Origin of the sequence: Nonomuraea terrae (genome assembly GCF_044465245.1) — a bacterium.
GTDB lineage: Bacteria > Actinomycetota > Actinomycetes > Streptosporangiales > Streptosporangiaceae > Nonomuraea > Nonomuraea terrae.
This window is the reverse complement of the sequence record NZ_JBITLL010000003.1, coordinates 698943-725845: the sequence shown is the minus strand read 5'-3', so window position 1 is coordinate 725845 and position 26903 is coordinate 698943. Positions and strand designations below refer to the sequence as shown.

The following is a 26903-nucleotide window of genomic DNA, read 5'->3' as shown; positions in this document are numbered from 1 at the left end:
CGTCGTGTCCGGCTCCTGTGCGGCAGCGCCTCCCGGCGTCATTCCCCGCTCCTCTCCGGCCCCGCGGGGGCCGCCTGCTTCACCAGGCGGGAGCCTGGCGTCGTGTCCGAGACGACGCGGCCGCCGTGGAGGCGGATGACGCGGTCGGCGAGGTCGATCATGGCGGGGCGGTGGGCGACCACCACGGCGGTGCGGTCCTGGGCCAGCTGCGCCGTCGCCGCCACCACGGCGGCCTCGCTGCGCCCGTCCAGACGTGCGGTGGGCTCGTCCAGCAGGAGAACCGACGTGCCAGGGCGGCAGAAGGCGCGGGCCAGCGCGACGCGCTGCCGCTGACCGGCCGACAGGTTGGCGCCGCGCTCGCCGACGACCGTGTCGAACCCCTGAGGCAGGTCGGCCACGAAGCCGGCGTGCGCGGACGCGGCTGCCCGCCGTACGTCGCCGGGAGAGGCCGAGGGGGCGCCGAGCCGGATGTTGTCGGCCACGGACACGGAGAACAGGTGCGGGCGCTGGGCGACGAACGCCAGCCGCGCCCGCCAGCCCGCGAGGTCCAGGTCGCGCAGGTCCGTGCCGTCGATCAGGACCCGCCCCTCGGACGGCAGGACGAAACCGAGAAGCAGGTGGAGCAGCGTGCTCTTGCCGCCGCCGCTCTCACCGACCAGGGCGACCCGCTCGCCCGGGGCGATGGTGAGGCAGACGTCCTCCAGCGCGGCCGTGTCACGGCCCGGGTAGCGCACGGTCACATGCTCCAGCCGGATCTCCGGCGGCCCCCCGGGCACGGGCGCGGGCACGGGCACGGCATCGGGACGCGGCTCGGGCCGTCCGCCGTCCGCAGACGGGGGCGCCGGCCGAGGGCCGTCCTCAGGCACGCCGGGAGGTGGCTCGGGCCGGGTGCCGGTCGCCTGGGCTGGAGCGGGGGTGGTCCTCTCATCGTCGGCGGCGGGGTCGAGGACGGCGAAGGCGGCGTCCGCGGCGGCCACGCCCTCCATCGAGGCGTGGAAGCGCGTCCCCATCGCCCGCAGCGGCAGGTACGCCTCCGGCGCCAGCAGCAGCACCAGCAGCGCCGTCGTCAGGTCGAGCGACCCCCCGAGCAGCCGCAGCCCGATCGGCACCGCCACCAGCGCCAGCGACAGCGACGCGCACAGCTCCAGCACCAGCGACGACAGGAAGGCCACCCGCAGCGTCCGCATGGTGGCGCTGCGGTGCTCGTCGGCCACCCGCTGGACGACCGTCGCCTGGTAGCGCGCCCGGCTGAACGCCCGCAGCGTCGGCAGCCCGCGCACCACGTCGAGGAAGTGCCCGCCGAGCCGCGACAGCGCCGTGAACTGCCGCTCGGTGACGGCCTTGGTGGTCATGCCGACGAGTGCGCCGAAGACCGGGATGAGCGGCAGCGTGACGAGCACGATGACCGCGCTGGCCAGGTCGGCGGCGAACAGCCGGATCAGCACGGCCACCGGCACCACCGCGGCCACCGCGATCGACGGCAGGTAGCCGGTCAGGTAGTTGTCGAGGCCGTCGAGCCCGCGCCCCGCCAGCGTGACGAGCTCGCCGGAGCGGTGGGCGGTCAGCCGGGCGGGCCCCAGCTCCCGCAGGCGCAGCAGCAGCCGGTGACGCAGCGCCGACTTCACCGCCGTCGCGGTGCGCCCGGCGAAGACGCCCTGCGTCCAGGCCAGCAGCGCGCGTACGCCGACCACGGCGGCCAGCACCGCCAGGGCCGCCGCGGTGAACCTGCCCGACAACACCCCGGCCAGCAGCTCCGCCTGCACCAGCACGAGCAGGCCCGCGAGCACGGCCGCGGCCATGGTGACGCCGAGGTGGACGCGGACCGAGCGCTCGGCCCGCATCAGCGCGAGGAGATCCTTGTGCACGAGACCTCAGAAGAAGGAAGGGACGCGGAAGGCGTCCTTCCCTGGCCGGAAAGTCCGCCACACCCATACTTGCGCGCCCAGGATCACCGGCGCGAACGGCAGCACCATGACACTGAGCACATTCAACGTAGCCGCCGGCGCGGTGTGCTCCAGCAGGTACGGCGCCGCCCCCGCCAGCACCCCCAGCGCCGGCAGCGCGGCCACCAGCCCCGACACCAGGAGCGCCCGCCCCGACCGGGCGGCCCCGAACTCGCCCGGCGCCCGCCAGCCCAGGAACGCCTGCCCGTGCAGGGCGAACAGCAGCGACACGACCACGCCCAGCAGGAGCCCGAGCGGGTGCACGGGCGAGGCCGTGAAGCCGGTGGCGGCGGCGTACAGGGTCATGCCCCAGCCGAACGACAGGCCCAGCGAGCCGAACGCGATCATCGCGTCCCAGAAGCCGCGCCAGCGGGGGCCGTCGATCCTGCGCCGGAACCACAGCCCGGCGTCGCGCAGGATCCAGCTCAGCAGCATGGCCACGACCAGCGGATACAGCCCGAACAGCACCCGCCCCTCCAGCAGCGGATAGACCCCGAACAGCGTCCCGGCCACCGCCACCAGCCACACCTCGTTGGCCAGCACGTACGGCGCCATGGCGGCCACCATCCGGTCGCGGGTCTCCCGCGTCCGGCCCAGCACCGGCAGCAGCAGCCCGACGCCCAGGTCGAACCCCTCAAGGGCGAAATATCCGGCGAGCAGCAGCGCGAAGATGACGAACCACAGCATTTCCATGTCAGGACTCCTCAGTAGCTCAGCGCGGGGGAGCGCGTCTCAGCGGCGGCGGCCCCGAGGTCGGGCGCCTGCGGCCCGCGCCGGATGACCCGGGCGATGAGCACGTAGTCGACGACCGCCAGCAGCCCCAGCACGACCGTGAACCCGATGAGGGACGCGGTCACCATGCCCGCGGTCAGGCCGGGCGACATGGCATCGGCCACGGTGAGCTTGCCCCAGATCATCCACGGCTGCCGGCCGACCTCGCGGGCCACCCAGCCGAGGATCGCCAGCGCGAACGGCAGCGGCGTCATCACGATGAGGATCGGATGTGCCCACCGCCTCCGGTGCAGGTTGCGGATCATCGGCAGCATCACGAACAACACGATCAGCCCCAGCAGCTGCCCGAACTCGATCATGAGCCCGAGCGCGATCGCCGCCCCGGTGTTGTCCCACTTGCCCTCCTGGACGCCGGCGAACTGCGCGTACCCGAAGCCCATCGTGAGGAAGATGCCGATGGCGGCCGTGACCACGCCGGTCCGCAGCGACCTGGTGAAGAACTCCGCCTCGGGAGCGCGCCGCCGCAGCTTGTACGCGCTCGCGCCGACCAGCACCATGCCGCCGGTGAACAGCCCCGCCCCGATGACGTGCGGGAACGAGAAGACCAGCGCCTCGTTCGTCAGCAGGGCGCCGAAGTCGGTCAGCGCCAGCCGGTCACCGGAGACCACCGCGCCCGCCGGGTTCTGCAGGAACGAGTTGGCCACCATGATGAAGAACGCGCTCGCGTACGCCGTCAGCGTCACGAGCCAGATACAGGCGACGTGCGCCCAGCGGGGCAGCCGCCCCCAGCCGAAGATCCACAGCCCCAGGAACGTCGACTCCAGGAAGAACGCGACCAGCGTCTCCATGGCCAGCGGCGCGCCGAAGACGTCGCCCGCGTAGTGGGACAGCCCGCTCCACGCCAGCCCGAACTGGAACTCCATCACCAGCCCGGTGACGATGCCCAGCGCGTAGTTGACGACGTAGATCTGCCCCCAGAACCGCGTCATGCGCTCGTGCAGCGGGTTTCCCGACCGCGCCCACCGGGTGTGCATGATCGCCACCAGCGGCGCCAGCCCCAGCGTGAGCACCACGAACAGGAAGTGCAGGCTGCCCGTCACCGCGAACTGCGTGCGGGCCAGATCGAGTACGTCCATCACGACTCCGTTGTTGTGCCTATCTACATATAGACAGCCTACATGTAGACTGCCTACATGACGAACGGATGTCTAGGATCGGACACATGAATCCGGACGCGCTGCGCGGGCACATGGACGCGCTGCTGCTCTCAGTGCTGGAGCGGGAGCCGCTGCACGGCTACGCCATCATCGAGGCCCTGCAGGAACGCAGCGGCGGCGCGCTGAGCGTGCCCACGGGCACCGTCTACCCGGCGCTGCGCCGGCTCGAGCGCATCGGCTACCTGTCGAGCGAGTGGGCCACGGTGGGCGGGCGCAGGCGGCGCACCTACCGGCTGACCGAGTCGGGCAGGAAGCAGCTCGAAGGCGAGCGGTCGGCCTGGCGGGAGTTCACCGGCGTGATCGGCCGCGTGCTGCGGGCGGAGGCGAGCGGCCCGGCCTGACGGCCGGTCAGCGCGCGGGGGAGCGGGTCAGGCGCAGGCAACGCGTCGCGCAGTAGATCTGCAGGCCCCACATGGCCGAGGTCACCAGGTTGGCCAGCGCGGCCGGAAGGGCGTCGAGGGTGTTGGGCGCGCTCACGCCGTACGACAGCAGCAGCGCCAGCCCGCCGGTGACCGGCAGCGCGGCCCAGACGAGCACCGCCATCGACCTGATGGCCAGGCGCGGCCGGCGGATCCAGCGGCCGCCCCGGCTCAGCGCGAAGAGCACGAGCCCGCCGTAGAGCCCGACGCCGAGCTGGACGACGTCGAGCAGCCGCGAGACCGGCATGAACCACGCCGGCTGGTTCAGCCAGGCGTCGTCGGTGGCCGGGTAGAGCCGCCACAACATCGACCACATGGCCACCGTGATGGGGACGCTGAGGAACAGCAGCACGCCCAGTCGCCGGCCCGACGCCGCGGTCAGCTCGGCCTGGTAGCCGGGCGCGACCTCGCGGACCTCGCCGAACTCCGCCACCGCCAGCCGCTCGGCCTCGGCCCGGTCGACCCCCTCGCCCTCCAGCGCGGCTGCGGCGTCGACCAGGCTGTCGCGCGCCTCGACGACCAGGTCGCGCTTGGGGCCGTGTGGCCCGGACAGCGCGCCGCTGAGCTCCGCCACGTAGTCGTCGATACGCATGGCCTCAAGTCTAGGGACGCGGGCCCCGGGGTCCCATCGGGGAAAGCCCTGATATCGGCACCGGGTTGATACGTAGGATAATTCCTACGTATAGTGTCCCGCATGCTCATCTCCTCGATCCTCACCGTCACCGTGCCCGTCACCGACCAGGACCGCGCGCTCGACTTCTACACGGGCGTCCTCGGCTTCGAGGTGCGCACCGACAACCCGTTCCCGATGGGCCGCTGGCTCACCGTCGCGCCCAAGGGCGCCGGCACCACGCTGTTGCTCGCCTCCTGGTTCCCCGGCACGGCGCCCATCGGCGGCCTGGTCGTCGCCGCCCCCGACCTCGACGCGCTCGCCGACCGCCTGCGGGCCGCCGAGGTCGCGTTCGAGGGGCCGGAGCAGCAGGCGTGGGGCCGTCAGCTGCTCTTCCACGACCCGTTCGGCAACGGCTTCGTGGTCAGCCAGGCGTGAGCGCCGACCACCTGTTCGCCGCCCTGGCCAGCCCGGCGCGGCGGGAGCTGCTGCGGATGCTGCGCGACGAGGGCGCCCAGCCCGCCGGCCGGCTGGCCGAGCGGTTCGACATGAGCCGGCCGAGCGTGTCGGAGCACCTCAAGGTGCTCAAGGACGCCGGCCTGGTCGCCGAGACCCGCAAGGGCCGCGAGCGCCACTACCGGCTGGAGGCGGCCCCGCTCCTGGAGCTGCGCGACTGGCTCACCCCGTACGAACGGTTCTGGCGGGAGCGGCTCACGGCGCTCGACGCGCTGCTCGACGACATGGAGGACGACATGGAGGACGAAGATGCCCGCTGAGGATCGCACCGCCATCAGGCTCGACCAGTTCCTCGCGCATCCGCCGGCGAAGGTGTGGCGGGCGCTCACCGAGCCGGAGCTGATGGCCGAGTGGCTCATGCCCAACGACTTCAAGCCCGAGGTGGGGCACCGGTTCACGTTCACCACGCAGCCGAAGAAGGCGGTGGCGTTCGACGGGATCGTGCACTGCGAGGTGCTGGAGATCGAGCGGGAGAAGCTCCTGCGGATCAGCTGGAGCGACGGAAAACAGGCCGACTGGACGGTCACCTGGCGGCTGGAGCCTGAGGGCACGGGCACTCGGCTGTTCCTCGACCACGAGGGCTTCGACCCGGACGACGACGTCCAGCAGCTGTCCCGCCGCATCATGGGCGGCGGCTGGCCACGCCACTTCCGCACGATCGACTCCCTCGCCGCCGCCCTCTGACCGGCCTTCAGCCAGGGAGCGGCCGCTTCGCTCGATCGCGTCCCTCCTGTCCCTGGGGTCCTTACGTTCCCTGGCGCCCAGCTTTCAACGGTGGCCGCCGCGATGAGCGGGCCTCAGCGGGAGGAGCGTCCGCCGAGGAGGGCCTCAGCGGGGGGAGCGGCCGCCGGGCCGCGCGGCCGACAGCACGGCGGCGATCGCCGCCGGCAGAGGCCCCCGGACTGTCGCCCCGCCGGCGCGCAGGACGTGCCAGGCGAGCGCCCACGGCCTCCGGCCCGCGCGACGGCGCGGCCCGGCGGCCGCGTACGCGAAGACGGCCGCGGCGCCGGCGATGGCGCCCGTCGGGGTGCCGGTCGGGGTGCCGGTCGGGGTGCCGGTCGGGGTGAGGGCCGCGGTGTCGGCCCGCAGCGCGGCGGTGGCGTACGCGAAGACGGTCGCGGTGCCTGCCGGGGTACCTGCCGGGGTGCCGGTCGCGGTGCCGGCGCGCGAGCCTGGGTGGCCGGAGGCGCCCGGTCCTGCCAGGGCGCGCATGGGCTGCTCGCCGGCCGGCGTGCGCCTGCGCACCAGCCAGCGCAGCATCGGCCAGCGCAGGCTCACCCGCATCCCGCGCGGCGTGAGCGCGAACGTGCACTCCTTCACCCGCACCCCCGTCGGGTCGGCGAGCCCGGCGAACCGGCACGCCGACAGATCGAGCCCGCGCAGGCCCAGGTCGGGCGCCTTCACCTGGCGCAGCGACGTGATCGCGGACGCGCCGCGCCCGGTCACGGTGGCCGGGCCACGCAGCACCGCGCCCTCCAGGTCGGCCTGCGAGTCGGTCAGCCGCACCGTCGCCGCGCCCGCCACGTGCAGGCCGCGCAGATCCACCCCGCACCGCGTGACGGCCACGTCGAGCAGCCCGTCGGCGCGCGCCCTGGCCGCCGACAGCCGCCCGGTGGCCGACAGGTACGCGTCCGCGGCGAAGTGCGCGGCGTCGAACCCGGCGTGGCCGGTGACCTTGCGGAACGAGAGCGTACGGCCGAAGCGGGCGCTCCTGAAGAAGGCGCCGCCGCCGAGACGGGCGCCGTCGAAGGCGGCGAAGCCGTCGAACCTGGCCCGCTCGCCCGACAACCCGTGCCCGAACACCGCCTGGCTGAACAGCGCGTCGCGGGCCATCACGGCCCGGTCGAGCGAGATGTGCCCGCGCACGGTGACGCCGTGGAAGGACAGCTCGCGGGCGAAGCGGGCGTCGGCCAGCGACACGTTGCCCTCGAAGCGGGCGCCGAAGAACGAGGCCAGCCGCTCGAACCGGGCCCCGTCGAGCGACACGTCGCCGGTGAACGTGACGCCGGACAGCCGGACGTCGCCGGTGAAGGTGACCCGGTCGAACCGGGCCCGGCCGGGCCGGTCGCCGGCGGCCCGCAGGACGCGGGACAGCAGATCGCTGCTGACGGTGGTGCCGCGCAGGTCGAGCAGGCGGCCGGGGGCGATCGCGCCGAGCGCGGCGCCGAGGTGCTCGGGGGTGAGGTGGGCGAGGCAGAAGCCGGACGGCCGGCTAGCGACTCCGATGCAGGCAGCCGAGTACGCGCAGGTGACCCAGTCCATGCCTGGGTGATACCCGCCGGGGCTCCGGGTCAAGGATCGGTGATTTTATGTTCTGGCCGCTTTTAGGCGGAAATATGCGCACTAATTCGGGCGCGGCGTCGGGCCAGCAGCAGGACGCAGGCGACGGCGCCCAGCGCCACGGTGGCGAGCCCGGACGCGCCGAGCGTCACCCGCGCGCCCAGCGCCGCCGTGAGCGGCCCGCCGATCGCCGTGCCGAGCGGCGAGGCGGTCAGCAGCGCCGCGCTGCGGGCCGCGAGCATCGCGGCCAGGTGCTGCGGTGGCGACGTCGCCTGCATCAGCGTCACCGAGAGCGCCACGAACGGTCCGTAGATCAGGCCGCCGAGCGCGAAGCACGCGACGGTGACGCCCACCGGCACGTCGAACCCGAACGGCAGCAGCGACAACCCCCAGCCGACCACGATGGCGACCGTCACCGGCCAGAGCGGCAGCCGCCGCAGCGCGCCGACCGCGAGCCCGCCGAGCAGCGCGCCGATGCCGAACAACATCCAGTAGAGGCCGAGCAGCGTGCCCGGCGCGCGCAGGTCGCCGGTCACGTGGAGCGGCAGCGCGACCTCGACGGGACCGTACAGCAGGTTGAAGAACCAGGTGAGCGTCAGCAGCCCGAGCAGCTCGGGATGGGACCGCAGCAGCGCGAGCCCGCCGCGCGCGGCCGTCCCGTCGACGGGGGAGACCCGCCCCGACTCCGGCAGCCGGGTGCGCGCGACGAGCACCGCGAGGAACACGTAGGTGAGCGCGTCCAGGCCGAGCACGAGCGCGGAGCTCACGTACGTCACCAGCACGCCGGCGATCGCGGGCCCGGCGATCGTGGCGGCGAAGTTCAGCGAACTGACAAGGGTGTTGGCGGCCAGCCGATGCTCGCCGGGCAGCAACTCGGCCAGCAGGGTGTACTTGCCCGCGCTGCCCCACGCGTGCAGCAGGGACGACAGCGCGAGCAGCACGACGTACAGCGGCGGCGTGAGCAGCCCGGCGAGCCAGGTCAGCGGTACGGCGCCGAGCACCACGCCGCGCAGCACGTTGTCGGCGAGCAGCAGCCGCCGGGCCGGCATCCGGCGCAGCCGGCGGCCGAACACCAGCGCGCCGGCCACGCCCGGCAACGTGTACGCGGCCACCGCGCCGCCGACCCACAGCCCCGCGCTCGCCTGCGGCGCGAGCTCGATGGCCAGCCACGCCACCGCGACGAAGCTCATCCCGTCCCCGAGGTACGAGACCGCGAAGCCGAGGATCAGCCGCCGGAACACCCGGTCGGCGAGCAACGGCCGGTAGGCGGACGGGACGAGGCGCCGGAGCACCACGGGTTCAGGCCCCGACGTAGGCCGCGAGGTGCTCGCCGGTGAGGGTCGAGCGGGCGGCCACGAGGTCGGCGGGCGTGCCCTCGAAGACGATCCGGCCGCCGTCGTGGCCGGCGCCGGGGCCGAGGTCGATGATCCAGTCGGCGTGCGCCATGACCGCCTGGTGGTGCTCGATCACGATGACCGACTTGCCGGCGTCGACGAGCCGGTCGAGCAGGCCGAGCAGCTGCTCCACGTCGGCCAGGTGCAGGCCCGTGGTCGGCTCGTCGAGCACGTACACGCCGCCCGTCTCGGCCATGTGGGTGGCCAGCTTGAGCCGCTGCCGCTCGCCGCCGGACAGCGTGGTGAGCGGCTGGCCGAGGGTGAGGTAGCCGAGCCCGACGTCGGAGAGCCGGGTCAGGATCTTGTGCGCGGCCGGCGTGCGGGCCTCGCCGGAGCCGAAGAACTCCTCGGCCTCGGTCACCGACATCGCCAGGACCTCGCTGATGTCACGGCCGCCGAGGTGGTGTTCCAGCACGGCCGCCTGGAACCGCTTGCCCTCGCACTCCTCGCAGGGGGTGGCGACGCCCGCCATCATCGCCAGGTCGGTGTAGATGACGCCGGCGCCGTTGCACGTGGGGCAGGCGCCCTCGGAGTTGGCGCTGAACAGCGCCGGCTTCACGCCGTTGGCCTTGGCGAACGCCTTGCGGATCGGGTCGAGCAGCCCGGTGTACGTCGCCGGGTTGCTCCGCCTGGACCCGCGGATCGCGCCCTGGCCGACCGACACCACGCCCGCGCCGGGCGGGATCGACCCGTGCACGAGCGAGCTCTTGCCGGAGCCGGCGACGCCGGTGACGACGACGAGCACGCCGAGCGGGATGTCGACGTCGACGTTCTGCAGGTTGTGGGTGTTCGCGCCGCGGATCTCCAGCGCTCCGGTGGGCTCGCGCACCGTCTCCTTGAGCGTGGCGCGGTCGTCGAGGTGGCGGCCGGTGAGGGTGCCGCTGCTCCGCAGCTCTTCGACGGTGCCCTCGAAGCAGACGATGCCGCCCGCCGTGCCGGCGCCGGGGCCGAGGTCGATGACGTGGTCGGCGATCGCGATCGTCTCCGGCTTGTGCTCCACGACGAGCACCGTGTTGCCCTTGTCGCGCAGCCGCCGCAGCAGGTCGTTCATCCGCTGGATGTCGTGGGGGTGCAGGCCGATGGTGGGCTCGTCGAAGACGTAGGTGACGTCGGTGAGCGAGGAGCCGAGGTGGCGGATCATCTTGACGCGCTGCGCCTCGCCGCCCGACAGCGTGCCCGACGGCCGCTCGAGCGAGAGGTAGCCGAGCCCGATCTCCACGAACGAGTCGAGGATGTGCTGCAGCTTGGCGAGCAGCGGCGCCACCGACGGCTCGTCGAGGCCGCGTACCCATGCGGCCAGGTCGCTGATCTGCATCGCGCAGGCGTCGGCGATGCTGATGCCCCTGATCTTCGACGACCGGGCCGCCTCGCTGAGCCGGGTGCCGTCACACTCGGGGCAGGTGGTGAAGATGACCGCCCGGTCGACGAAGGCCCGGATGTGCGGCTGCATCGCCTCCTTGTCCTTGGCGAGGAACGACTTCTGGATCCGCGGGATCAGGCCCTCGTACGTCACGTTGACGTTGTCGACCTTGATCCTGGTCGGCTCCTTGTAGAGGAGGTCGTCGAGCTCCTTCTTGGTGTAGTCGCGGATCGGCTTGGCCGGGTCGAGGAAGCCGGAGCCCATGAAGATGCGGCCGTACCAGCCGTCCATGCTGTAGCCGGGGATGGTGAGCGCGCCCTCGGCGAGCGACTTGGTGTCGTCGTACAGGTGGGACAGGTCGAAGTCGGTGACCGAGCCGCGGCCCTCGCATCGCGTGCACATGCCGCCGGTGCGGGTGAAGCTCACCCTTTCGGTCTTGCGGTCGCCGCGCTCGACGGTGATCGCGCCGGACGCCCGGACCGAGGCGACGTTGAACGAGAACGCCTGCGGCGAGCCGATGTGCGGCTGCCCCAGCCGGCTGAAGAGGATGCGCAGCATCGCGTTGGCGTCGGTGGCGGTGCCGACGGTGGAACGGGGGTCGGCGCCCAGCCGCTCCTGGTCGACGATGATCGCCGTCGTCAGCCCTTCGAGTACGTCGACCTCCGGCCGCGCCAGCGTCGGCATGAAGCCCTGGACGAACGCGCTGTAGGTCTCGTTGATCAGCCGCTGCGACTCGGCGGCGATCGTGCCGAACACCAGCGAGCTCTTGCCCGAGCCGGACACGCCGGTGAACACCGTCAGCCGGCGCTTCTGGATCTCGACGCTGACGTCCTTGAGGTTGTTCACGCGCGCGCCCTGCACGCGGATCAGGTCGTGGCTGTCGGCGACGTGCGGCGCAGGCGACTGCGTGTCCGTCCTCGTGGTGATGCTCATTCCGTCTCCATGTCGTCGGGTTGGTCGGGCGGAGCCGCCTCGGCGTTCTCCGTCGGCGTCGCCTGGGTTGATTCAACCAGTTCTGGGCGGTGTGTCCGGCGGCGTCTCGCCACCTGGCGCGGCCACTCTCCGCAGGAAGCCGTCCTGCTCGGTCATGCGGCTCGACGGCGAACGGGCGGTCACCGATGTCTCCGAGGGCATGGCGAACCGGTCAGGAATCGAGAAGTGCCGCCCGCGACACCGCGCATAGCGTTACCTGCATGCACGTCACTCTTCACCCCCGCCGTTCTCCCGCATGACGACCCGGATGCGGCCTCGGCCTTAGCCCGCGACACCCCCGGTTTCGAGGTCCGCGACGACACCGGATACGAGGGACGAACGGCCGGTCCCGCGGACCTGACATGAAGGCGACATGATGCGCCGAGCCTCGGGTCATCACCGGCCTTCCCAGCGGCCAGGCCCAAGGAGTCACATATGGTCCTCAAGGTCGACGTCATCACCCTCGGGGCCCCCGAGGTGCGGGCCGCGCGCGGGTTCTACGCCACCGCGCTCTCACCCGCCGTCGCACCGGCGACCTCCGGGTTCCGCGGCTGCCTGCTGACCTGCGTCGTCGACCAGCCCACCGAGGTCAGGACCCTGATGGACGCCGCCGTCCGCAGCGGCGCGGAGGTTCTCAAGCCCGCGAAGAAGGCCCTGTTCGGTGCGTTCTCCGGGGTGTTGCGGGCACCGGACGGCGCCATCTGGAAACTGGCGGCGGCCACCAGCAGGGACACCGGACGCGCAGCGGAAGCTCCGTTGCCGACCGAGACCACCGTCATCCTCGGCGTCTCCGCGCCGAAGGCGTCCAAGGTCTTCTACGCAGCCCTGGGGATGACGGCCGACCGGGACTACGGCAGCAAGTACATCGACTTCCACCCCGCCAAGGCGGCCGCCAGGCTCTGCCTGATGGAACGCGGGGTCCTCGCGAGGGACGCGGGCACCACCAAGGAAGGCGACGGCTTCCTGCGGCGAGTGACGCACTGAGGCCCGCGAGTCATACACCGGACTGTGCGGAAGATGACCACGACGACCGATGAAGGAGCAGTACGTACGATGAGCGCTGAATCGAAGGCCACGGAGAAGAACCAGCGGAACACGTCCTCCGGCGAGGGCTTCTCCGACGCGGAGCGTGCCGCCATCAAAGAACGTGCCGCGGAGCTGAGGGCGGATGCTCGCCGGAGCCGGAGCGCGGACAAGGCGGCAGCGGATGAGCGAGACGTGCTCGCCAAGATCGCCGAGATGTCGCCGCCGGACCGGGAGCTGGCCGAACGCGTCCACGCCATCGTCACGACCGCCGCTCCGGACCTGGCACCGAAACTCTGGTACGGCCAGCCCGCCTACTACAAGAAAGGAAAGCTGGTGTGTTTCTTCCGCAGCGGGCACGCGGACAAGGAACGCTACTCCACGTTCGGCTTCAGCGTGCGGGCGAACCTCGACGAGGACGACGGCATGTGGCCGACGTCCTACGCCCTGACGGAGCTGAGCGAAGCCGGCGAGGCGAGGATCAGGGACCTGGTGAAGAAAGCGGTGAGCTGAGGTTCCCGGCGAGCCCGGCCGGTCTTCGTGTCGGGGGGAGATCGTGGTGGTCACCGCAGCTCCACGACGCGGATGAGGTTGCCCGCGGGGTCGCGGAAGGCGCAGTCGCGCACGCCGTACGGCTGCTCGGTCGGCTCCTGGACGACGTCGGCGTCGCCGGTCTGCAGCCGCTCGAATGCGCCGTCGAGGTCGGTGGTGGCCAGGTTGAGGCCGGCGTAGCAGCCCTTGGCCATCATCTCGGCGATGACGCGGCGCTCCTCGTCGGTGATGCCGGGGTCGGCGGCCGGCGGGTGCAGGACGATGGACGTGCCGGGCTGCTCGGGAGGTCCGACCGTGATCCAGCGCATCCCGTCGTGGCCGACGTCGTTGCGGACCTCGAAGCCCAGCGTGTCGCGGTAGAAGGCCAGGGAGGCGTCCGGGTCGTCGTGCGGCAGGAAACACGTCTGAATGGTGATGTCCATGGGGTCAGGCTAGGCGCGGCCCGGAGACCGGCGCTTCTCGATTCCTGATCGGTCCGCGGCGCGGCCGGCGTGCCCACGGCCGGAGCATGGAATGCTGGGGGCGGGTATGTGGTTGACACGGACGCAACACAGCGACGACGAGCGAGGAGCCACCTGTGGCGACCATCGAGGTGACCGAGAAGAACTTCAACGACATCGCCGACAAGGGGATCGTCCTTCTCGACTTCTGGGCCGAGTGGTGCCCGCCGTGCAAGAAGTTCGGGCCGATCTTCGAGCAGGCGTCCGACAAGCACGACGACATCACGTTCGGCAAGATCGACACTGACGCGGAGCAGGGTCTCGCGCAGGGCTTCGAGATCACCTCGATCCCGACGCTGATGGCCATCCGCGACGGGATCGTGGTCTTCTCCCAGGCCGGCGCCCTCCCGTCGCCCGCGCTCGAAGACCTCATCCGCCAGGTCAGGGCGCTCGACATGGACGCGATCAGGGCCGAGCTCAGCGAGGAGCTGAAGAACGCCCAGCAGAGCTGACGACAGGCCGGAAAGCCCCGCCAACCCGGCGGGGCTTTCGCGTGCGCGGGGTCAGGGCTTGCGGCCGACGCCGACGTACCCGAAGGTGATGCTGTCGCCGCCGGTGTGCGGCTCGTCGGGACGCCAGCCGTTCGGGTGCGTCAGCCCCGGCTCGGCCAGCTCGTAGCCGTCGAAGAAGCGCAGGACGCCCTCGCGGGTGCGCAGGTGCAGCGCCGCCGTGCTCCTGCGGTAGATCTCCTCGGCCTCCGGGGTGGTGTCCGGGGTGCTGTCCACGGCGTGGCTGATCACCAGGTGGCTGCCCGGCGCGCTCACCGCCCGCACCTTGCCCACGAGGTCGTAGGCGATGTCGTCGGGGACGAAGTGCAGCAGGGCCAGCATCATGAACGCCACCGGCCGGTCGAAGTCGACCATGCCGCTCAGCTTGTCGAGCAGTACGTCCGGCTCGCGCACGTCCGCCTGCAGGAAGTCGACGTTCTCCGTCCTGGCCAGCAGCGCCCTGCCGTGCACGCACACCACGGAGTCGTAGTCGACGTAGACCACGCGCGCGTCCGGCGCGATCTCGTGGGTGTTGCCCTGGGTGGGCAGCCCCGCCCCCAGATCGACGATCTGCCGCACGCCGGAGTCGACCACATGACGCACGGCCCGGCGCAGGAACGCCCGGTTCGCCCGCGCGCCTTCCCTGGTGTGGGGGAACGTCTTGAGGATCTGCTCCGCCGCGGCCCGGTCGGCTGCGAAGTTGTCCTTGCCGTCGAGGAAGTAGTCGTACATCCGTGCGACGTTGGGGACGTTCGGGTCGACCCCCTCAGGAGCACTATCCACGTTTTCTCCCAACATTGACCGCTTTGGGGGCGATCATAGCCGGGGGATCCGTGATTCATCAGGTTTCCCTGGGGCCGGTGGTGAGACCTGGATCACTCGGCAGACGCCCCCCGGCCGGAGGGCGTCTGGCCGCCGGGGGTCAGCCGCGGTAGAGCTCCGCGACGCGGAAGGCGAGGTCGAGAGACTGGCCGCGGTTGAGCCGGGGGTCGCAGGCCGTCTCGTAGCGGGTGGCGAGGTCCATCTCGCCGATCTCGTGGCCGCCGCCGACGCACTCGGTCACGTCGTCGCCGGTGAACTCGATGTGGATGCCGCCCGGATGCGTGCCGAGCGAGCGGTGCACCTCGAAGAAGCCGGCCACCTCGTCGAGCACGTCGTCGACCCGCCGCGTCTTGTGGCCGCTCGGCGCCTCGAACGTGTTGCCGTGCATCGGGTCGCAGATCCACGCCACCCGGGCCCCGCTCGCGGTGACCTCCTTGACCAGGGCGGGCAGCAGATCGCGGATCTTGGACGCGCCGAAGCGGGTGATGAACGTCAGGCGCCCCGCCTCGTTGGTCGGGTTGAGCTTCTCGATGAGCGCGAGCGCGTCGTCGGGCGTGGTGGTCGGGCCCAGCTTGACGCCGATCGGGTTGCGGATCTTCGAGAAGAAGTCGATGTGCGCGCCGTCGAGCTGGCGGGTGCGCTCGCCGATCCAGACCATGTGGGCCGACACGTCGTACGGCAGGCCCGTGCGCGAGTCGATGCGGGTCAGCGCCCGGTCGTAGTCGAGGATGAGCGCCTCGTGCGAGGAGTAGAACTCGACGGTGTGGAACTCCTCGGGCTCGGCCCCGCAGGCCCGCATGAACGCCAGCGCCTGGTCGATCTCCCTGGCCAGCTGCTCGTAGCGGCGCCCGGCCGGCGACTCGGCGACGAAGTCCTGGTTCCAGGCGTGCACCTGGCGCAGGTCGGCGTAACCGCCCTTGGTGAAGGCGCGGGCGAGGTTGAGCGTCACGGCCGAGGAGTGGTACGCCTTGAGCAGCCGCCATGGATCGGGCCTGCGCGCCTCGGGGGTGAAGTCGAACCCGTTGACCATGTCGCCGCGGTAGGCGGGCAGCTCTACGCCGTCGCGCACCTCGGTGGGCTTCGAACGCGGCTTGGCGAACTGCCCAGCGACGCGGCCGATCTTCACCACCGGAACCTTGCCCGCGTACGTCAGCACGATCGCCATCTGCAGCAGCGTCTTGAGCTTGTTGCGCACGTTGTCGGCGGTGGCGCCGGAGAAGGTCTCGGCGCAGTCGCCGCCCTGCAGGACGAACGCCTCGCCGCGGACGACGGCGGCCAGCTGGTCCTTCAGCTGGTCGCACTCGCCGGCGAAGACGAGCGGGGGCAGGCCGCCGAGCTCGGCGACGACCTTCTCGAGCTCGCCGCGGTCGGGCCACTCGGGCTGCTGCGCCGCGGGGAGGGCCCGCCAGGAATCAAGATCCACGAGATTGCTGCTCACGAGATACGAGGGTATTCCACTGGCCCGCCCCCACCGACCCTCGTGTCCACGTTGTGAGAATGCGGTGATACGCGTACGAACCCAGCGCGGGTCAAATTTCGTCAACCGTCACGTGCTCGGGGCGGACGCCGTGGCCGATGAACCGCCGGGCCAGCCGGTTGACCAGCGGCAGCCGCGCCAGGTCGCGCGGCAGCCGCGGCGGGTTGAAACTTCTGCTGAGCGCCGGCCTGATCACCCGGTTCTGCACCACCCGCTGGGCGGCCTGGGTGAACCGGGTCGGGAACATCCGCCGCCGCTGCACCAGGTGAAGCGTGGACTCCGGGATCGGCGCCCCCGACCGCAGCGAGCCGGCCAGCAGGTTGGCGGCGGCGACGGCGTCCTGCACGGCGAGGTTGATGCCCACCCCGAACACCGGCGACATGGCGTGCGCGGCGTCCCCGATGCACAGCAGCCCCGGGCGGTGCCAGCGGCGCAGCCGGTTGAGCGCGACCGTGAGCACGCTGACGTCGTCGTAGCCGCCGATCTCGCCGACCCGGTCGCCCAGCCAGGGCATCAGCTCCGCGACCGGGCCGCGCAGCGCGTCGATGCCGCCGCGGACGAGGTCGTCGTAGCCGCCCTTGGGGATGAGGTACGCCAGCTGCCAGTAGGTGCCCCGGTTGATCGCCACCATCATGTGGCCGCCCGAGATCCGCAGGAACGGATCCTCCCGGTCGGTCTCGTACCGGGGCAGCCGGAACCAGACCACGTCCATCGGCGCGTCGAGGTCCTCCGGGACGAGCCCCGCCCGCGCGCGCAGCGTGGAGGTCCGCCCGTCGGCGGCGACCGTGAGGTCGGCCCTGATCTCGTGGTCGCCGGACGGGTCGCGGTAGCGCAGCCCGCGCACGGCGCCGTCCTCACGGATCAGGTCGTACGCCTCGGCGTTCATCAGCAGCCGGAACCCGGGGTAGCGCCGGGCGGCCGACGTGATGAGCTCCAGGAAGTCCCACTGCGGGACGAAAGCGATGTAGTCGTATTTGCCCGGCATCCCGCGCAGGTTCGCCATCGTGATCTCGCCGGCGTCGGTGACGAAGCTCAGCCCGTACGCCTTGTGGTGCGGGAGCTTCAGGAAGTCCTTCGCCAGCCCCAGCTCGTCGAGCACCTGCAGCGTCGAGGGGTGGATCGTGTCGCCCCTGAAGTCGCGCAGGAAGTCACCGTGTTTCTCCAGCAGCGTCACCTCGACGCCCGCTCTGGCGAGGATCAGCGCGAGCACCGCGCCCGCCGGACCGCCGCCCGCTATCACGCATCCCATAATTCATCACCCAATGAAATTGTCTCACGCTGGGGGAAAAGCGCAAGGCGTCCGGGCCATCCGACATGCCCGAGCGGCCGAAGTACATGCGTCAGCCGTCTCTCGCAGCGGGGTGGACGATGAACGACGAGCTCCACGCCCTCTCCGGCGCCTACGCCGTGCACGCACTGCCGTACGCGGAGCGGGCGCGGTTCGAGGCGCACCTGCCCGGGTGCCCCGCCTGCGCGGCCGAGATACGCCACCTGCGCGAAACAGCCGCCCGCCTGGCCGAGACGGCGGCCGAGCCGCCCCCGCCGTCCCTGCGCCCCCGCCTCCTGGCCACCGCCCGCACCCGCCGCTCCCTCGCGGAAGGCGAGGCCGCGCTCCTGGGCGAGGAGGAGCGCGGCCCGCGCCGGCGGAGGCGGCAGGGACGGGGCAGGGTGCCGGCCGGGGTGGCGGCGATCGCCGTGGCGGCGGCCGTCGCGCTGGGGGTCCTCGCGCTCGACGCCCGTCGCGACCTCGGCGAGCTCACCGCCCGGAACGCGGAGCTGGCCGCCGTCCTGGCCGCGCCCGACGCCGAGACGGTACGCCGCCCGGCCACCTCCGGCGGCACCGGCACGGTCGTGATCTCCCGGGCGATGGGACGGATGGTGTTCGCCTCGTCGGGCCTGCCCGAACTGCCGGTCGGCCGCACGTACGAGCTGTGGCTGATGGGCCCGGACGGCCCGCGCCCGGCCGGCCTCCTCGGCGAGGGCGGGGCCGGGGACGGGGACGGGGACGGGGACGGGACGACCACCCCCGTGGTGCTCCCCGCCGGGCCCGGTGACGGCCACGTGGCCCTCACGGTCGAGCCCGCCGGCGGCTCGGACAGCCCCACGACCTTGCCTGTCCTCCTGGCGGCGCTCCCGGGCGCCTGACCGCGCCGGCCACGTTCCGAAAAGCATGCGCTCTTGTCGGTCCTGCATTCTTGTATAACAATCACCGGAGACCTCTCTCGGGGGTCGTCGACCGACGGAAAGGTGTCACGATGGGAACGCGTGCGACGGAAGCGGCCGATGAGTCACGGACGGCGCGCCACGACTGGCCGGTAGCCGCGACGCGCTGGACGCAGCTCACCCTGGCCGAGGACGACCCGCTCCACTTCGACGTGGACTTCTGGACCGGACTGATGCGCGACAGCAGGTCCAACGCCGTGTGCGTCAGCGCCGGCGGTTACATCGCCTACTACCCGACGCGCGTTCCGTACCACTACCGCAGCAGGCACCTCGGCGACGGCGACCCCTTCGGGGCGCTCGTGGCGGCGGCCCGCGGGCTCGGCATGCACGTCATGGCACGGGTGGATCCGCACGCCATGCACGCCGACGCGGCGCAGGCCCACCCGGAATGGCTGGCGCGCGACGCCGAAGGGGGCCCGATCGAGCACTGGGCGTATCCCGGGATCTGGCTGAGCTGCGCGTTCACCGGCTACCACCGGGAGTTCGTCACCGAGGTGGCTCGCGAGATCGTGCGGGAGTACGACGTGGACGCGATCTTCGCCAACCGCTGGGAGGGCTACGCGGGGATCTCCTACAGCGAGGACGCGCGCCGGTCCTTCCGCGACGAGACGGGGCTCGACCTGCCGCTGAAGGAGAACGACTTCACCGACCCCGCCTGGCCGGCCTACCTCGCGTGGCGGCGGCGCAAGCTGAGCGAGCTGGTCGCCCTGTGGGACGGCGCGGTCAGGGACCTGCGGCCGCACTCCCGGTTCATCCCCAACCTGGGCAGCCTCGCGGCCCGCGACCTCGACCGCGACCTGATCCGCAGGCACTATCCGCTGTTCGTCGTCGACAAGCAGGGCCGCTCGGGCATCCAGCCGCCGTGGTTCGCCGGCCGGGTCGCCAAGCGCAGCCGGGCCCTGTTCCCCGATCGGCCGGTGGTGCTCATCACCTCGGTCGGTCCTGAGCACAAGTACCGCTGGAAGGACTCGGTGGCGCCGCCCGAGGAGACCAAGACCTGGATCGTGAACGGCTTCGCCCAGGGCGCCCGCCCCTGGTTCACCAAGTTCAACGCCACGGTCTCCGACCCGCGCTGGGTGCCGGCCGTCGTGGAGGCGTTCAACCTGCACGCCGACCTCGAACCGGTCCTGTCGGGGATGGAGATCACCGCCGAGGTCGCGCTGCTCGACCCCAACAGGACCGACCGGCCGCCGACCGGCTCGGGCGGCGCCGCGTTCGCCGACGAGGACGGCTTCTACCAGGCGCTGGTCGAGGCGCGCATCCCGTTCGAGCTGATCGCCGACCAGGCTCTGACGCCGGAGCGGCTGCGCCGCCACAAGGTGCTGGTCCTCGCGAACGCCGACCGGCTGAGCGACGAGCAGTGCGAGGTGATCCGCGCGTACGTCGCCTCCGGCGGCGGGCTGGTGGCCGCGCACGAGTCGTCCCTCTACGACGAGAACGGCGAGCGGCGGCCGAACTTCGGTCTCGCCGACGTCTTCGGCACCGACCTGCTCACGCCCGCCCGCGGCCCGGTGAAGAACAACTACATCAGCCTCATGGACGAGCACCCGGTCAACGCGGGCTTCGGCGGGGCCACCCGGATCATCGGCGGCACCCGCCTGCTCGGCACGCGGGCGCGCGAGGGCGCCCGCGTGCCGTTCCGCTTCGTCCCCGACTTCCCCGACCTGCCGATGGAGGAGGTGTACGTCAGGCAGGCGCCCGACCTGCCGGCCGTCGTCGTACGGCAGGCGCCGGGCGGGGGCCGCGTCGTCCACCTTCCCTTCGACATCGGCTCGATCTTCTGGGAGGCGCTCCAGGCCGACCACGGACGCCTGATCGGCAACGCCGTCCTGTGGGCGCTCGGCGACGAGCCCGAGGTGACCGTCCGCGGGCCCGGCCTGGTGGACGTCGCCGTCCGCCGTGACGACGGCGGGATCGCCGTCACCCTCGTCAACCTGAGCAACCCGATGACCATGCGCGGCGCCATCAGGGAGACGCTCCCGCTGCCCGCGCAGACCGTCACGGTGCGGCTGCCCGAGGGCGGGCGTGACGTCGCGGCGCGGCTGCTGGTCGCCGGCACCGAGGTCAAGGTGACGGCCGACGCCGGGCAAGCCGAGGTTTCGGTGCCCGACCTGGGGCTCGTCGAGGTCGTGCACGTCTCGTGGGGCCACTCGTGACGCGCGTCTGGTGGCGGGAGCCGTTCCGGATGTTCCAGACGAACCTCCGCGAGGTGGACGCCGGTCTGGACGTCGAGCGGGTGCTCGACCACATTCAGGGCTTCGGCGCGGACACCTGGCTGCTCAGTGTCGGCGGCATCCTGTCGAACTATCCGACGGGCCTGGACTTCCAGACGCGTAACCCCGCCCTCGCCGCGCGCCCGTCGGGCGACCTGGTCGGCGACGCCGTGGCGGCGGCGCGCCGGCGCGGTGTGCGGGTGCTGGCCCGCATGGACTTCTCCAAGATCGACCGCCGTCGCGCGGAGCGGCACCCGGAGTGGTGTTTCGTGGACGCCGCCGGCCGGGCGCAGGTCTACAACGGCCTGACCAGCGTCTGCCCCAGCGGCGACTACTACCAGGTCAAGCTGTTCGAGGTGCTCGCCGAGGTCCTCGACCGCTACGAGGTGGACGGCTTCTTCCTGAACTGGATGTCGTACAACGAGATCGACTACAGCCGCAGGTACTGGGGCGTGTGCCAGTGCCTGGCGTGCGCCCGCGCCTTCGGGGACGCCCTGCCCACCGGCCCCGACTCGCCCGCCTACCCGCGGTGGCAGCGCTTCGCGCGGGAGAGACTGGAGGACCTCAACGCGCGCGTCCGGGCGGCGATCGCCGCCCGGCGGCCGTCGGCGGCCCTGATCCTCGGCGAGCACGCCGACATCGTCTTCCACGAGGCCAACAACGCCGTCGGCCGGCCGCTGTGGCACCACCGCACCAGCGAGCACGTCAGCGCCGCCAAGTCCTACCGGCCGGATGTCCCGGTGCTGGTCAACGCGGTCGGGTTCGTGGACATGCCGTACCGGCTGGCGGGGGAGGAGCCGCACCACTTCGCGCAGTACCTGGTGCAGGCCATCTCCCGTGGCGCGATCCCGTCCACCTACATCATGGGCACGCCCGACGACAGCGCGTACGAGTGCCTGGAGGTCGCCGGGCGGATCACGCGCTTCCACCGCGACCACGCCGAGGTCTACCGGGACCTCGTGTCCGAGGCGCCGACGCTGCTGGTGCGGCCCGACCCGCTCAAGCTCCGGGGCGAGCGCCTGGCGGCGGCGACGGCGGAGTTCCAGGGGCTCTACCTGGCGCTGCTGGAGCGGCACATCCCCTTCGACGTGCTGCCGGAGGACAAGCTCGGCGTCACTCGGACGGCGCGATACCGGCTCGTGGTCCTGCCCGACCTCGGCCCGCTCTCCGCCGGGGCGGTGGCGGCGCTCGACGATCATGCCGCGGCCGGCGGAGTCGTGCTGGCGACCGGCTCGTCCGGGTTCGACGCGGACGCCGTACAACTGCGGTGCCTGCCGGTCGCCAGGCGCCTGTCCAGCCGCGACTCGGAGGAGGCGACCCGTTCCCTGCACCTTCGCGACGCGCCCGCTCCCGGCCGGCCCTGGGGTTTCCCGGTGCCGGTGGTCGGCGCGTTCCACGTGGTGGAGCCGCGTCCGGGTGCCGAGACCGGGCTGTTCGCGCTGTCGCGGGCGCCGTACGGACCGCCGGAGAAGTGTCACGGACACGACGAGCTGGACCATCCCGGCTGGGTGTGCGCCGCCCATGGCGAGGGCGTGGGCGCGGTGCTGCCGTGGACGGTCGGCAGGGGCTACCGGGAGGCCGGCCTCAGCGCCCACCGCGACCACTTCGCGGACCGCGCGCTACGGGCGGCCGGCCCCGGCATCGAGGTGGAGACGGACCTGCCCGAGCAGGTCGAGATCGTCCTCGGCCGCTCGGCCGCCGGGCGTGTGATCCACCTGCTGAACCGTTCGGGGGACGCCTCCCAGAGGTTCACCCGCCCGCTGCCGATCCCGCAGTCGTGGCTGACCCTGCCGTGGGCGGGGGAGGGCTGGTCCGTCCGGGCGCTGCGCGCGGACCGCCCGCTCACCACGGAGAGCGGGCCGGGCGGCACCCGGGTTCGGCTGCCCGAGCTCGGGCTGTTCGAGGTGCTCGTCGTCACGCGGTAGATCCGCCGCGAGATTGTCAGGCAAGTATTCACGACCTATTGACTGTCAGGTCAGGCAAATGAACACTAAAGCTTCACCGGGATGCCGCACTGCGGCGGCCCGCCCACTGTGAGCGACGACGGGAGAGGCAGTGATGAACGAAGTCGATCGCCGGGGGTTCCTCAAGCTGGCGCTGGCGGGGGCGGCCGCCGTCGGCCTGGCCGGATGCGGCGGCGGCGACGGTGCGGCGGGCGGGGCCACCTCGCTGCGCTACGCCTGGTGGGGCAACAACGTCCGTCAGCAGAACTACACGAAGGCCCTCAAGGAGTTCAGCGCCAAGAACCCCGACATCCAGGTGGAGCCGGAGTTCGCCGAGTACGAGGCGTTCCAGGAGCGGATGACGACCCAGATGGCCGCCAGGGACGTCGCCGACATCTTCTGGATCGCCTCGGCGCAGGTGATGACGTACGCCAGGAACAACCTCTACCGCGACCTCCAGGGCATCCCCACGCTCGACCTGTCGGCCTACGACAGCGCCGCCCTGGAGTCCTTCAAGCTCGACGGCAAGCTGAACACCATGCCGTTCGGCATCTTCGTCCCGGTCATCCGCTGGAACCAGTCGTTCGCCGAGGAGGACGGCGTCGAGCTGCCCTCCGGCGAGGGCGAGTGGACCTGGGACGCGTGGGCGGAGCTGCTCGTCGACTACACCAAGGACAATCCCAAGGGGCGCAAGGGATCGCCGTACGAGGCCGACGCCGACCTGCCGTTCGAGGCGTGGCTGCGGCAGCGCGGCGAGCAGTTGTGGACCCAGGACGGCCGCATCGGCTTCACCGTGGACGGCGTCAGCAGCTGGTTCGACTGGTGGGAGAAGCTGCTCAAGGCCGGCGCCGTCCTGACCCTCAGCGAGCAGGAGGGGATGAGCCCCGACTGGACCCTGGTCGGCGAGAAGGTGCTGGGCAAGGTCGCCAACTCCAACCACATCATCGACGACGCCAAGATGTTCCCCGACCACACCTTCGCGGAGCGGGCCGTGCCGATCGCGCCCGGGGCGCAGGCGGGCCACAAGTTCCTCTACTACCCGCGGATGGCGATCTACCAGGGCATCGACGCGGACAAGGTCGAGGCCGCCGGCAAGCTGATCGACTACAACACCAACACCGTCGAGATGCTCAAGGTCGTCGGCCTGACGATGGGCGCGCCGGTCAACCCGGAGGTGCTCAAGCAGGCGTACGACTTCGCCAGTGCGGACGAGACGGAGATGCTCAAGGTGGTGCAGGCCGACCAGGAGGCCGAACGGCGGCCGCGCTACGAGGCGCCGCCCGGCACGAACACCTGGCGCACCGCCATGGCCCGGGTGGCCGAGGAGATCGCCCTCGGCAGGACCACCGTCCCGGCCGGGTCGGCCAGGTTCATCGAAGAGGTCCAGGCCGGCATCGATCGGGCCAAGTGACGCGCGCCGCGCCCGATCAGCTCAACCCCGACTGGAGGTCGCCGTGGCGACGACAAGGTCAAGGCGCCCGAGAGCGTCCCGACTGCACAGCCAGGGCCTGGCCGCGCACATCTTCCTCATCCCGTGGTGGCTCGGTCTGCTGCTGGTCACCGCCATTCCGCTGTTCGCCTCGCTGTACCTGGCGTTCACCGACTACAACATCCTCAGCTCGCCCGAGTTCAACGGCCTGGAGAACTTCCGGCGGATGTTCTCCGACGAGTACTTCTGGGCCTCCGTCAGGGTCACCCTGGTCTACGTCTTCGTCTCCATCCCCCTGCAACTGGCCTTCGCCCTGCTGCTCGCGCTGATCCTGGACCGGGGGCTGCGCGGGCTCGCCTTCTACCGCAGCGCCTTCTACCTGCCGTCGCTGCTCGGCACCAGCGTCGCCATCGCGATCCTGTGGCGGCAGATCTTCGGCGACGAAGGGCTGATCAACCAGGCCCTCGGGTTGTTCGGCATCCACGGCGAGAGCTGGCTGCAGAACCCCGCCACGGCGCTGTCCACCCTCGTCGTGCTCAACGTGTGGACCTTCGGCTCGCCGATGGTGATCTTCCTGGCGGGTCTCCGGCAGATCCCCGAGGAGCTGTACGAGGCGGCCAAGGTCGACGGTGCCACGGTCGTGCGGCAGTTCACCCACATCACCGTCCCGCTGCTCACGCCGATCATCTTCTTCAACCTGATCCTGCAGACGATCGGCGCGTTCCAGGCGTTCACCCAGGCCCACGTGGTCAGCGGAGGCACGGGCGGGCCGGCCAACTCCACGCTCTTCTACACGCTGTACATCTACCAACAGGGATTCGCGAACTTCGACATGGGCTACGCCTCGGCGCTGGCCTGGGTGCTGATGATCGCCATCGCGATCGTGACGGCGATCCACTTCATCCTGTCGAAGTACTGGGTCTTCTACGGAGACGACTGATGACGACCGCGACCGCGCCCATCGACTCCACCCGTTCGTCCGCCCGGGCGCACACCCGGCGACGCAGGTCGCGCGACCTGCTCAAGCACCTCGGGCTCGGCGTCTTCGTGCTGCTCATGGTCTACCCGCTGGTGTGGATGGCGGTCAGCGCGTTCAAGCCGAGCCATCTGATCCTCACCCAGCCGGGCCTGATCCCGCAGGACCTGACCTTCGACAACTTCGTCCAGGGCTGGAACGCGCTGAACCGGCCGTTCAGCGTGTTCCTGGTGAACTCGCTGCTGGTCAGCGTGGGGTCGATCGTCGGCAACCTGTTCTCCTGCGCGCTGACCGCCTACGCCCTGGCGCGGCTGGAGTTCCGGATGCGCAAGGTCTACCTCGCCGTCACGCTGGCCTCGGTGATGCTGCCGCTGCACGTGCTGGTGATCCCGCAGTACATCTTCTTCTCGCAGCTCGGCATGGTGAACACGTACTTCCCGCTGCTCATCCCGAAGTTCCTGGCCACCGACGCGTTCTTCGTCTACCTCATGGTGCAGTTCATCCGGACGATCCCGCGCGACCTCGACCGCGCGGCCTGGATCGACGGCTCCGGTCCGTTCCGCACCTTCTGGTACGTGATCCTGCCGCTCATGCGCCCGGCGCTGGTCACCACGACGATCTTCACGTTCATCTGGACCTGGAACGACTTCTTCGTCCCGCTCATCTACCTCACCTCGCCGAAGATGTTCACGGTGTCGGTCGCGCTCAGCTCCATGGTCGACTCGCAGAGCCAGGACGGCGTCGGCATGCTCTTCGCGATGTCGCTGGTGTCGCTCCTCCCGGTGCTGGCCTTCTTCGCGTTCGCCCAGAAGCACCTGATCCGGGGCATCGCCACCACGGGGCTCAAATGAGCGAGACCCTCACGATCCTGGTGACCGGGCGGCACGACGAGGCCGAACGGGAGCTGCTGCGCCGGTCGGCCCCCGGCGCTCGGGTCGAGTTCGTGCCCGACCTGACCACCGTCCCCGGCCTGGTCGAGACCGCCGACGCGATCGCCGGGCACGTGCCGGACGACCTGCTCGCCGCGGCACGGCGGCTGCGGTGGGTGCACAGCCCGGCCGCGGGCGTGGACACCGCGTTGTCGCCCGGCATGCTGGCGAGCGACGTGGTGCTCACCTCGGCGACCGGCAACGGCGCGATCCCCCTCGCCGAGCACGCCATGCTGCTGATGATGATGCTGAACCGCGACGTGCCGCGCTGGCTGCGCGCGCAGGCCGACGGGCGCTGGGACCGGTTCACGCACGACGAACTGGCCGGGCGGAGCGTCGGCCTGTTCGGGCTCGGCGGGTCGGGCCTGGATCTGGCGCGCAAGGCCAAGGCGTGCCACATGCGGGTGCTCGGCATGCGGCGCCGTACGTGCCCGCCCGATCCGGCGGTGGACGAGATGTTCGCGCCGGAGGAGCTCCACCGCTTCCTCGCCGCGTGCGACTTCGTCGTCGTCACCGCGCCGCTGACCGCGGCCACCAAGGGCGTGTTCGACCGCGCCGCGTTCGAGGCGATGCGGCCCACCGCCTTCTTCGTGTGCGTGTCGCGCGGCGGCATCGCCGACGACGAGGCGCTTCTCGACGCCCTGCGCCGGCGCCGGATCGCCGGCGCGGGGCTCGACGCGCACGGAGTGGAGCCGCTGCCGCCGGAAAGCCCTTTCTGGGGCCTTCCCAACGTCATCATCACCCCGCACAATGGCGCGACGACCCAGGCGACCGCGCGTCGGGGGCTCGACATCCTGGCGGACAACCTCGGCCGCTTCAGCAAGGGGGAGCCGCTGCGCAACATCGTGGACAAGGCCGCAGGTTACTGAAAGCCAGTATACTTGT

25 protein-coding genes are annotated in these 26903 nt (G+C 71.5%); 14 read left to right on the top strand and 11 right to left on the bottom strand.

The features are described 5' to 3' along the window. Window positions 1–38: 38 nt before the first annotated feature. The 3 genes from cydD to ACIBP6_RS15825 are packed head-to-tail and all read right to left on the bottom strand — an operon-like array spanning window position 39 to window position 3811. A complete protein-coding gene (cydD, locus tag ACIBP6_RS15835; RefSeq protein ID WP_397052681.1) occupies window positions 39–1865 on the bottom strand; it encodes a thiol reductant ABC exporter subunit CydD in 1827 nt (608 codons plus the stop codon). 6 nt (window positions 1866–1871) lie between these two features. After that, window positions 1872–2636 carry a cytochrome d ubiquinol oxidase subunit II gene (locus tag ACIBP6_RS15830; protein WP_132620746.1) on the bottom strand — a complete coding sequence of 255 codons (765 nt, stop codon included), beginning with the start codon at window positions 2634–2636 and terminating at the stop codon, window positions 1872–1874. Between the two features lie 11 nt (window positions 2637–2647). After that, window positions 2648–3811, bottom strand: a complete 1164-nt coding sequence (locus tag ACIBP6_RS15825; RefSeq protein WP_397052679.1) for a cytochrome ubiquinol oxidase subunit I — start codon at window positions 3809–3811, stop codon at window positions 2648–2650. Between the two features lie 86 nt (window positions 3812–3897). On the opposite strand from ACIBP6_RS15825, the gene ACIBP6_RS15820 reads away from it, so the two are divergent. Continuing rightward, window positions 3898–4233, top strand: a complete 336-nt coding sequence (locus ACIBP6_RS15820; RefSeq protein WP_397052677.1) for a PadR family transcriptional regulator — start codon at window positions 3898–3900, stop codon at window positions 4231–4233. Between the two features lie 7 nt (window positions 4234–4240). Here the strand turns inward: ACIBP6_RS15820 and ACIBP6_RS15815 are convergent, their stop codons facing one another. Next, complete coding sequence (locus tag ACIBP6_RS15815) at window positions 4241–4903, bottom strand: permease prefix domain 1-containing protein (RefSeq protein WP_397052676.1); 663 nt, start codon at window positions 4901–4903, stop codon at window positions 4241–4243. Between the two features lie 102 nt (window positions 4904–5005). Between ACIBP6_RS15815 and ACIBP6_RS15810 the strand changes: the two genes are divergently transcribed. The 3 genes from ACIBP6_RS15810 to ACIBP6_RS15800 are packed head-to-tail and all read left to right on the top strand — an operon-like array spanning window position 5006 to window position 6121. After that, on the top strand, window positions 5006–5359 hold the full coding sequence (locus ACIBP6_RS15810; protein ID WP_397052674.1) for a VOC family protein: 354 nt from the start codon (window positions 5006–5008) through the stop codon (window positions 5357–5359). Beyond that, window positions 5356–5697, top strand: a complete 342-nt coding sequence (locus ACIBP6_RS15805; RefSeq protein WP_132620756.1) for a metalloregulator ArsR/SmtB family transcription factor — start codon at window positions 5356–5358, stop codon at window positions 5695–5697. Before ACIBP6_RS15810 ends, ACIBP6_RS15805 begins: the two co-directional genes overlap by 4 nt. After that, window positions 5687–6121, top strand: coding sequence for an SRPBCC domain-containing protein (locus ACIBP6_RS15800; protein WP_397052672.1), 435 nt, complete (start codon window positions 5687–5689; stop codon window positions 6119–6121). Before ACIBP6_RS15805 ends, ACIBP6_RS15800 begins: the two co-directional genes overlap by 11 nt. Window positions 6122–6265: 144 nt before the next feature. Here the strand turns inward: ACIBP6_RS15800 and ACIBP6_RS15795 are convergent, their stop codons facing one another. The 3 genes from ACIBP6_RS15795 to ACIBP6_RS15785 all read right to left on the bottom strand — a co-directional run bounded on the left by ACIBP6_RS15795 (window position 6266) and on the right by ACIBP6_RS15785 (window position 11404). Continuing rightward, the gene (locus ACIBP6_RS15795; protein ID WP_397052670.1) at window positions 6266–7699 is read right to left on the bottom strand and encodes a pentapeptide repeat-containing protein; all 1434 of its coding nucleotides are present in this window, start codon (window positions 7697–7699) and stop codon (window positions 6266–6268) included. 62 nt (window positions 7700–7761) lie between these two features. After that, on the bottom strand, window positions 7762–9012 hold the full coding sequence (locus ACIBP6_RS15790; protein WP_397052668.1) for an MFS transporter: 1251 nt from the start codon (window positions 9010–9012) through the stop codon (window positions 7762–7764). Between the two features lie 4 nt (window positions 9013–9016). Further along, window positions 9017–11404, bottom strand: a complete 2388-nt coding sequence (locus tag ACIBP6_RS15785; RefSeq protein ID WP_397052667.1) for an ATP-binding cassette domain-containing protein — start codon at window positions 11402–11404, stop codon at window positions 9017–9019. A 474-nt stretch (window positions 11405–11878) separates the two neighbouring features. On the opposite strand from ACIBP6_RS15785, the gene ACIBP6_RS15780 reads away from it, so the two are divergent. Next, on the top strand, window positions 11879–12427 hold the full coding sequence (locus ACIBP6_RS15780) for a glyoxalase (protein WP_397052665.1): 549 nt from the start codon (window positions 11879–11881) through the stop codon (window positions 12425–12427). Between the two features lie 69 nt (window positions 12428–12496). Continuing rightward, window positions 12497–12979 (top strand): iron chaperone, encoded by a 483-nt coding sequence (locus tag ACIBP6_RS15775; protein ID WP_397052664.1) that lies wholly within the window; start codon window positions 12497–12499, stop codon window positions 12977–12979. A gap of 50 nt (window positions 12980–13029) precedes the next feature. Here the strand turns inward: ACIBP6_RS15775 and ACIBP6_RS15770 are convergent, their stop codons facing one another. Then, complete coding sequence (locus ACIBP6_RS15770; RefSeq protein WP_397052662.1) at window positions 13030–13440, bottom strand: VOC family protein; 411 nt, start codon at window positions 13438–13440, stop codon at window positions 13030–13032. 155 nt (window positions 13441–13595) lie between these two features. Here ACIBP6_RS15770 and trxA point away from each other — a divergent pair, with 155 nt between their 5' ends. Next, window positions 13596–13970, top strand: coding sequence for a thioredoxin (trxA, locus tag ACIBP6_RS15765; RefSeq protein WP_132620768.1), 375 nt, complete (start codon window positions 13596–13598; stop codon window positions 13968–13970). Window positions 13971–14021: 51 nt separating this feature from the next. Here the strand turns inward: trxA and ACIBP6_RS15760 are convergent, their stop codons facing one another. From ACIBP6_RS15760 to ACIBP6_RS15750, 3 genes are all read right to left on the bottom strand, one after another. Continuing rightward, complete coding sequence (locus tag ACIBP6_RS15760) at window positions 14022–14789, bottom strand: SAM-dependent methyltransferase (RefSeq protein WP_397052661.1); 768 nt, start codon at window positions 14787–14789, stop codon at window positions 14022–14024. A 139-nt stretch (window positions 14790–14928) separates the two neighbouring features. Continuing rightward, on the bottom strand, window positions 14929–16266 hold the full coding sequence (locus ACIBP6_RS15755; protein ID WP_397052659.1) for a class II 3-deoxy-7-phosphoheptulonate synthase: 1338 nt from the start codon (window positions 16264–16266) through the stop codon (window positions 14929–14931). Window positions 16267–16357: 91 nt separating this feature from the next. Then, entirely contained in the window at window positions 16358–17554 is a 1197-nt protein-coding gene (locus tag ACIBP6_RS15750; RefSeq protein WP_397052657.1) for an FAD-dependent oxidoreductase, read from the bottom strand. A gap of 119 nt (window positions 17555–17673) precedes the next feature. On the opposite strand from ACIBP6_RS15750, the gene ACIBP6_RS15745 reads away from it, so the two are divergent. The 7 genes from ACIBP6_RS15745 (at window position 17674) to ACIBP6_RS15715 (ending at window position 26887) form a co-directional block, all read left to right on the top strand. Beyond that, complete coding sequence (locus tag ACIBP6_RS15745) at window positions 17674–18450, top strand: anti-sigma factor (RefSeq protein ID WP_397052655.1); 777 nt, start codon at window positions 17674–17676, stop codon at window positions 18448–18450. A gap of 110 nt (window positions 18451–18560) precedes the next feature. After that, window positions 18561–20684, top strand: coding sequence for an alpha-amylase family protein (locus ACIBP6_RS15740; protein ID WP_397052653.1), 2124 nt, complete (start codon window positions 18561–18563; stop codon window positions 20682–20684). Then, entirely contained in the window at window positions 20681–22666 is a 1986-nt protein-coding gene (locus ACIBP6_RS15735) for a beta-galactosidase trimerization domain-containing protein (RefSeq protein ID WP_397052651.1), read from the top strand. The genes ACIBP6_RS15740 and ACIBP6_RS15735 overlap by 4 nt, the downstream gene beginning before the upstream one ends. Before the next feature lie 133 nt (window positions 22667–22799). Continuing rightward, window positions 22800–24095 carry an ABC transporter substrate-binding protein gene (locus ACIBP6_RS15730; RefSeq protein ID WP_397052649.1) on the top strand — a complete coding sequence of 432 codons (1296 nt, stop codon included), beginning with the start codon at window positions 22800–22802 and terminating at the stop codon, window positions 24093–24095. A 43-nt stretch (window positions 24096–24138) separates the two neighbouring features. After that, window positions 24139–25053, top strand: coding sequence for a carbohydrate ABC transporter permease (locus tag ACIBP6_RS15725; RefSeq protein WP_397052647.1), 915 nt, complete (start codon window positions 24139–24141; stop codon window positions 25051–25053). After that, window positions 25053–25940 (top strand): carbohydrate ABC transporter permease, encoded by an 888-nt coding sequence (locus ACIBP6_RS15720; RefSeq protein WP_397052646.1) that lies wholly within the window; start codon window positions 25053–25055, stop codon window positions 25938–25940. The genes ACIBP6_RS15725 and ACIBP6_RS15720 overlap by 1 nt, the downstream gene beginning before the upstream one ends. Then, window positions 25937–26887, top strand: a complete 951-nt coding sequence (locus tag ACIBP6_RS15715; protein WP_397052644.1) for a D-2-hydroxyacid dehydrogenase — start codon at window positions 25937–25939, stop codon at window positions 26885–26887. Before ACIBP6_RS15720 ends, ACIBP6_RS15715 begins: the two co-directional genes overlap by 4 nt. Window positions 26888–26903: the final 16 nt, after the last annotated feature.

Bases quoted from the DNA above. Each gene is read 5' to 3' on its own strand.
- ACIBP6_RS15830 (WP_132620746.1), bottom strand. From the start codon at position 2,636: ATGGAAATGCTGTGGTTCGTCATCTTCGCGCTGCTGCTCGCCGGATAT.
- ACIBP6_RS15825 (WP_397052679.1), bottom strand. From the start codon at position 3,811: ATGGACGTACTCGATCTGGCCCGCACGCAGTTCGCGGTGACGGGCAGC.
- ACIBP6_RS15820 (WP_397052677.1), top strand. From the start codon at position 3,898: ATGAATCCGGACGCGCTGCGCGGGCACATGGACGCGCTGCTGCTCTCA.
- ACIBP6_RS15815 (WP_397052676.1), bottom strand. From the start codon at position 4,903: ATGCGTATCGACGACTACGTGGCGGAGCTCAGCGGCGCGCTGTCCGGG.
- ACIBP6_RS15810 (WP_397052674.1), top strand. From the start codon at position 5,006: ATGCTCATCTCCTCGATCCTCACCGTCACCGTGCCCGTCACCGACCAG.
- ACIBP6_RS15800 (WP_397052672.1), top strand. From the start codon at position 5,687: ATGCCCGCTGAGGATCGCACCGCCATCAGGCTCGACCAGTTCCTCGCG.
- ACIBP6_RS15795 (WP_397052670.1), bottom strand. From the start codon at position 7,699: ATGGACTGGGTCACCTGCGCGTACTCGGCTGCCTGCATCGGAGTCGCT.
- ACIBP6_RS15785 (WP_397052667.1), bottom strand. From the start codon at position 11,404: ATGAGCATCACCACGAGGACGGACACGCAGTCGCCTGCGCCGCACGTC.
- ACIBP6_RS15780 (WP_397052665.1), top strand. From the start codon at position 11,879: ATGGTCCTCAAGGTCGACGTCATCACCCTCGGGGCCCCCGAGGTGCGG.
- ACIBP6_RS15775 (WP_397052664.1), top strand. From the start codon at position 12,497: ATGAGCGCTGAATCGAAGGCCACGGAGAAGAACCAGCGGAACACGTCC.
- ACIBP6_RS15770 (WP_397052662.1), bottom strand. From the start codon at position 13,440: ATGGACATCACCATTCAGACGTGTTTCCTGCCGCACGACGACCCGGAC.
- ACIBP6_RS15750 (WP_397052657.1), bottom strand. From the start codon at position 17,554: ATGGGATGCGTGATAGCGGGCGGCGGTCCGGCGGGCGCGGTGCTCGCG.
- ACIBP6_RS15745 (WP_397052655.1), top strand. From the start codon at position 17,674: ATGAACGACGAGCTCCACGCCCTCTCCGGCGCCTACGCCGTGCACGCA.
- ACIBP6_RS15740 (WP_397052653.1), top strand. From the start codon at position 18,561: ATGGGAACGCGTGCGACGGAAGCGGCCGATGAGTCACGGACGGCGCGC.
- ACIBP6_RS15730 (WP_397052649.1), top strand. From the start codon at position 22,800: ATGAACGAAGTCGATCGCCGGGGGTTCCTCAAGCTGGCGCTGGCGGGG.
- ACIBP6_RS15720 (WP_397052646.1), top strand. From the start codon at position 25,053: ATGACGACCGCGACCGCGCCCATCGACTCCACCCGTTCGTCCGCCCGG.
- ACIBP6_RS15715 (WP_397052644.1), top strand. From the start codon at position 25,937: ATGAGCGAGACCCTCACGATCCTGGTGACCGGGCGGCACGACGAGGCC.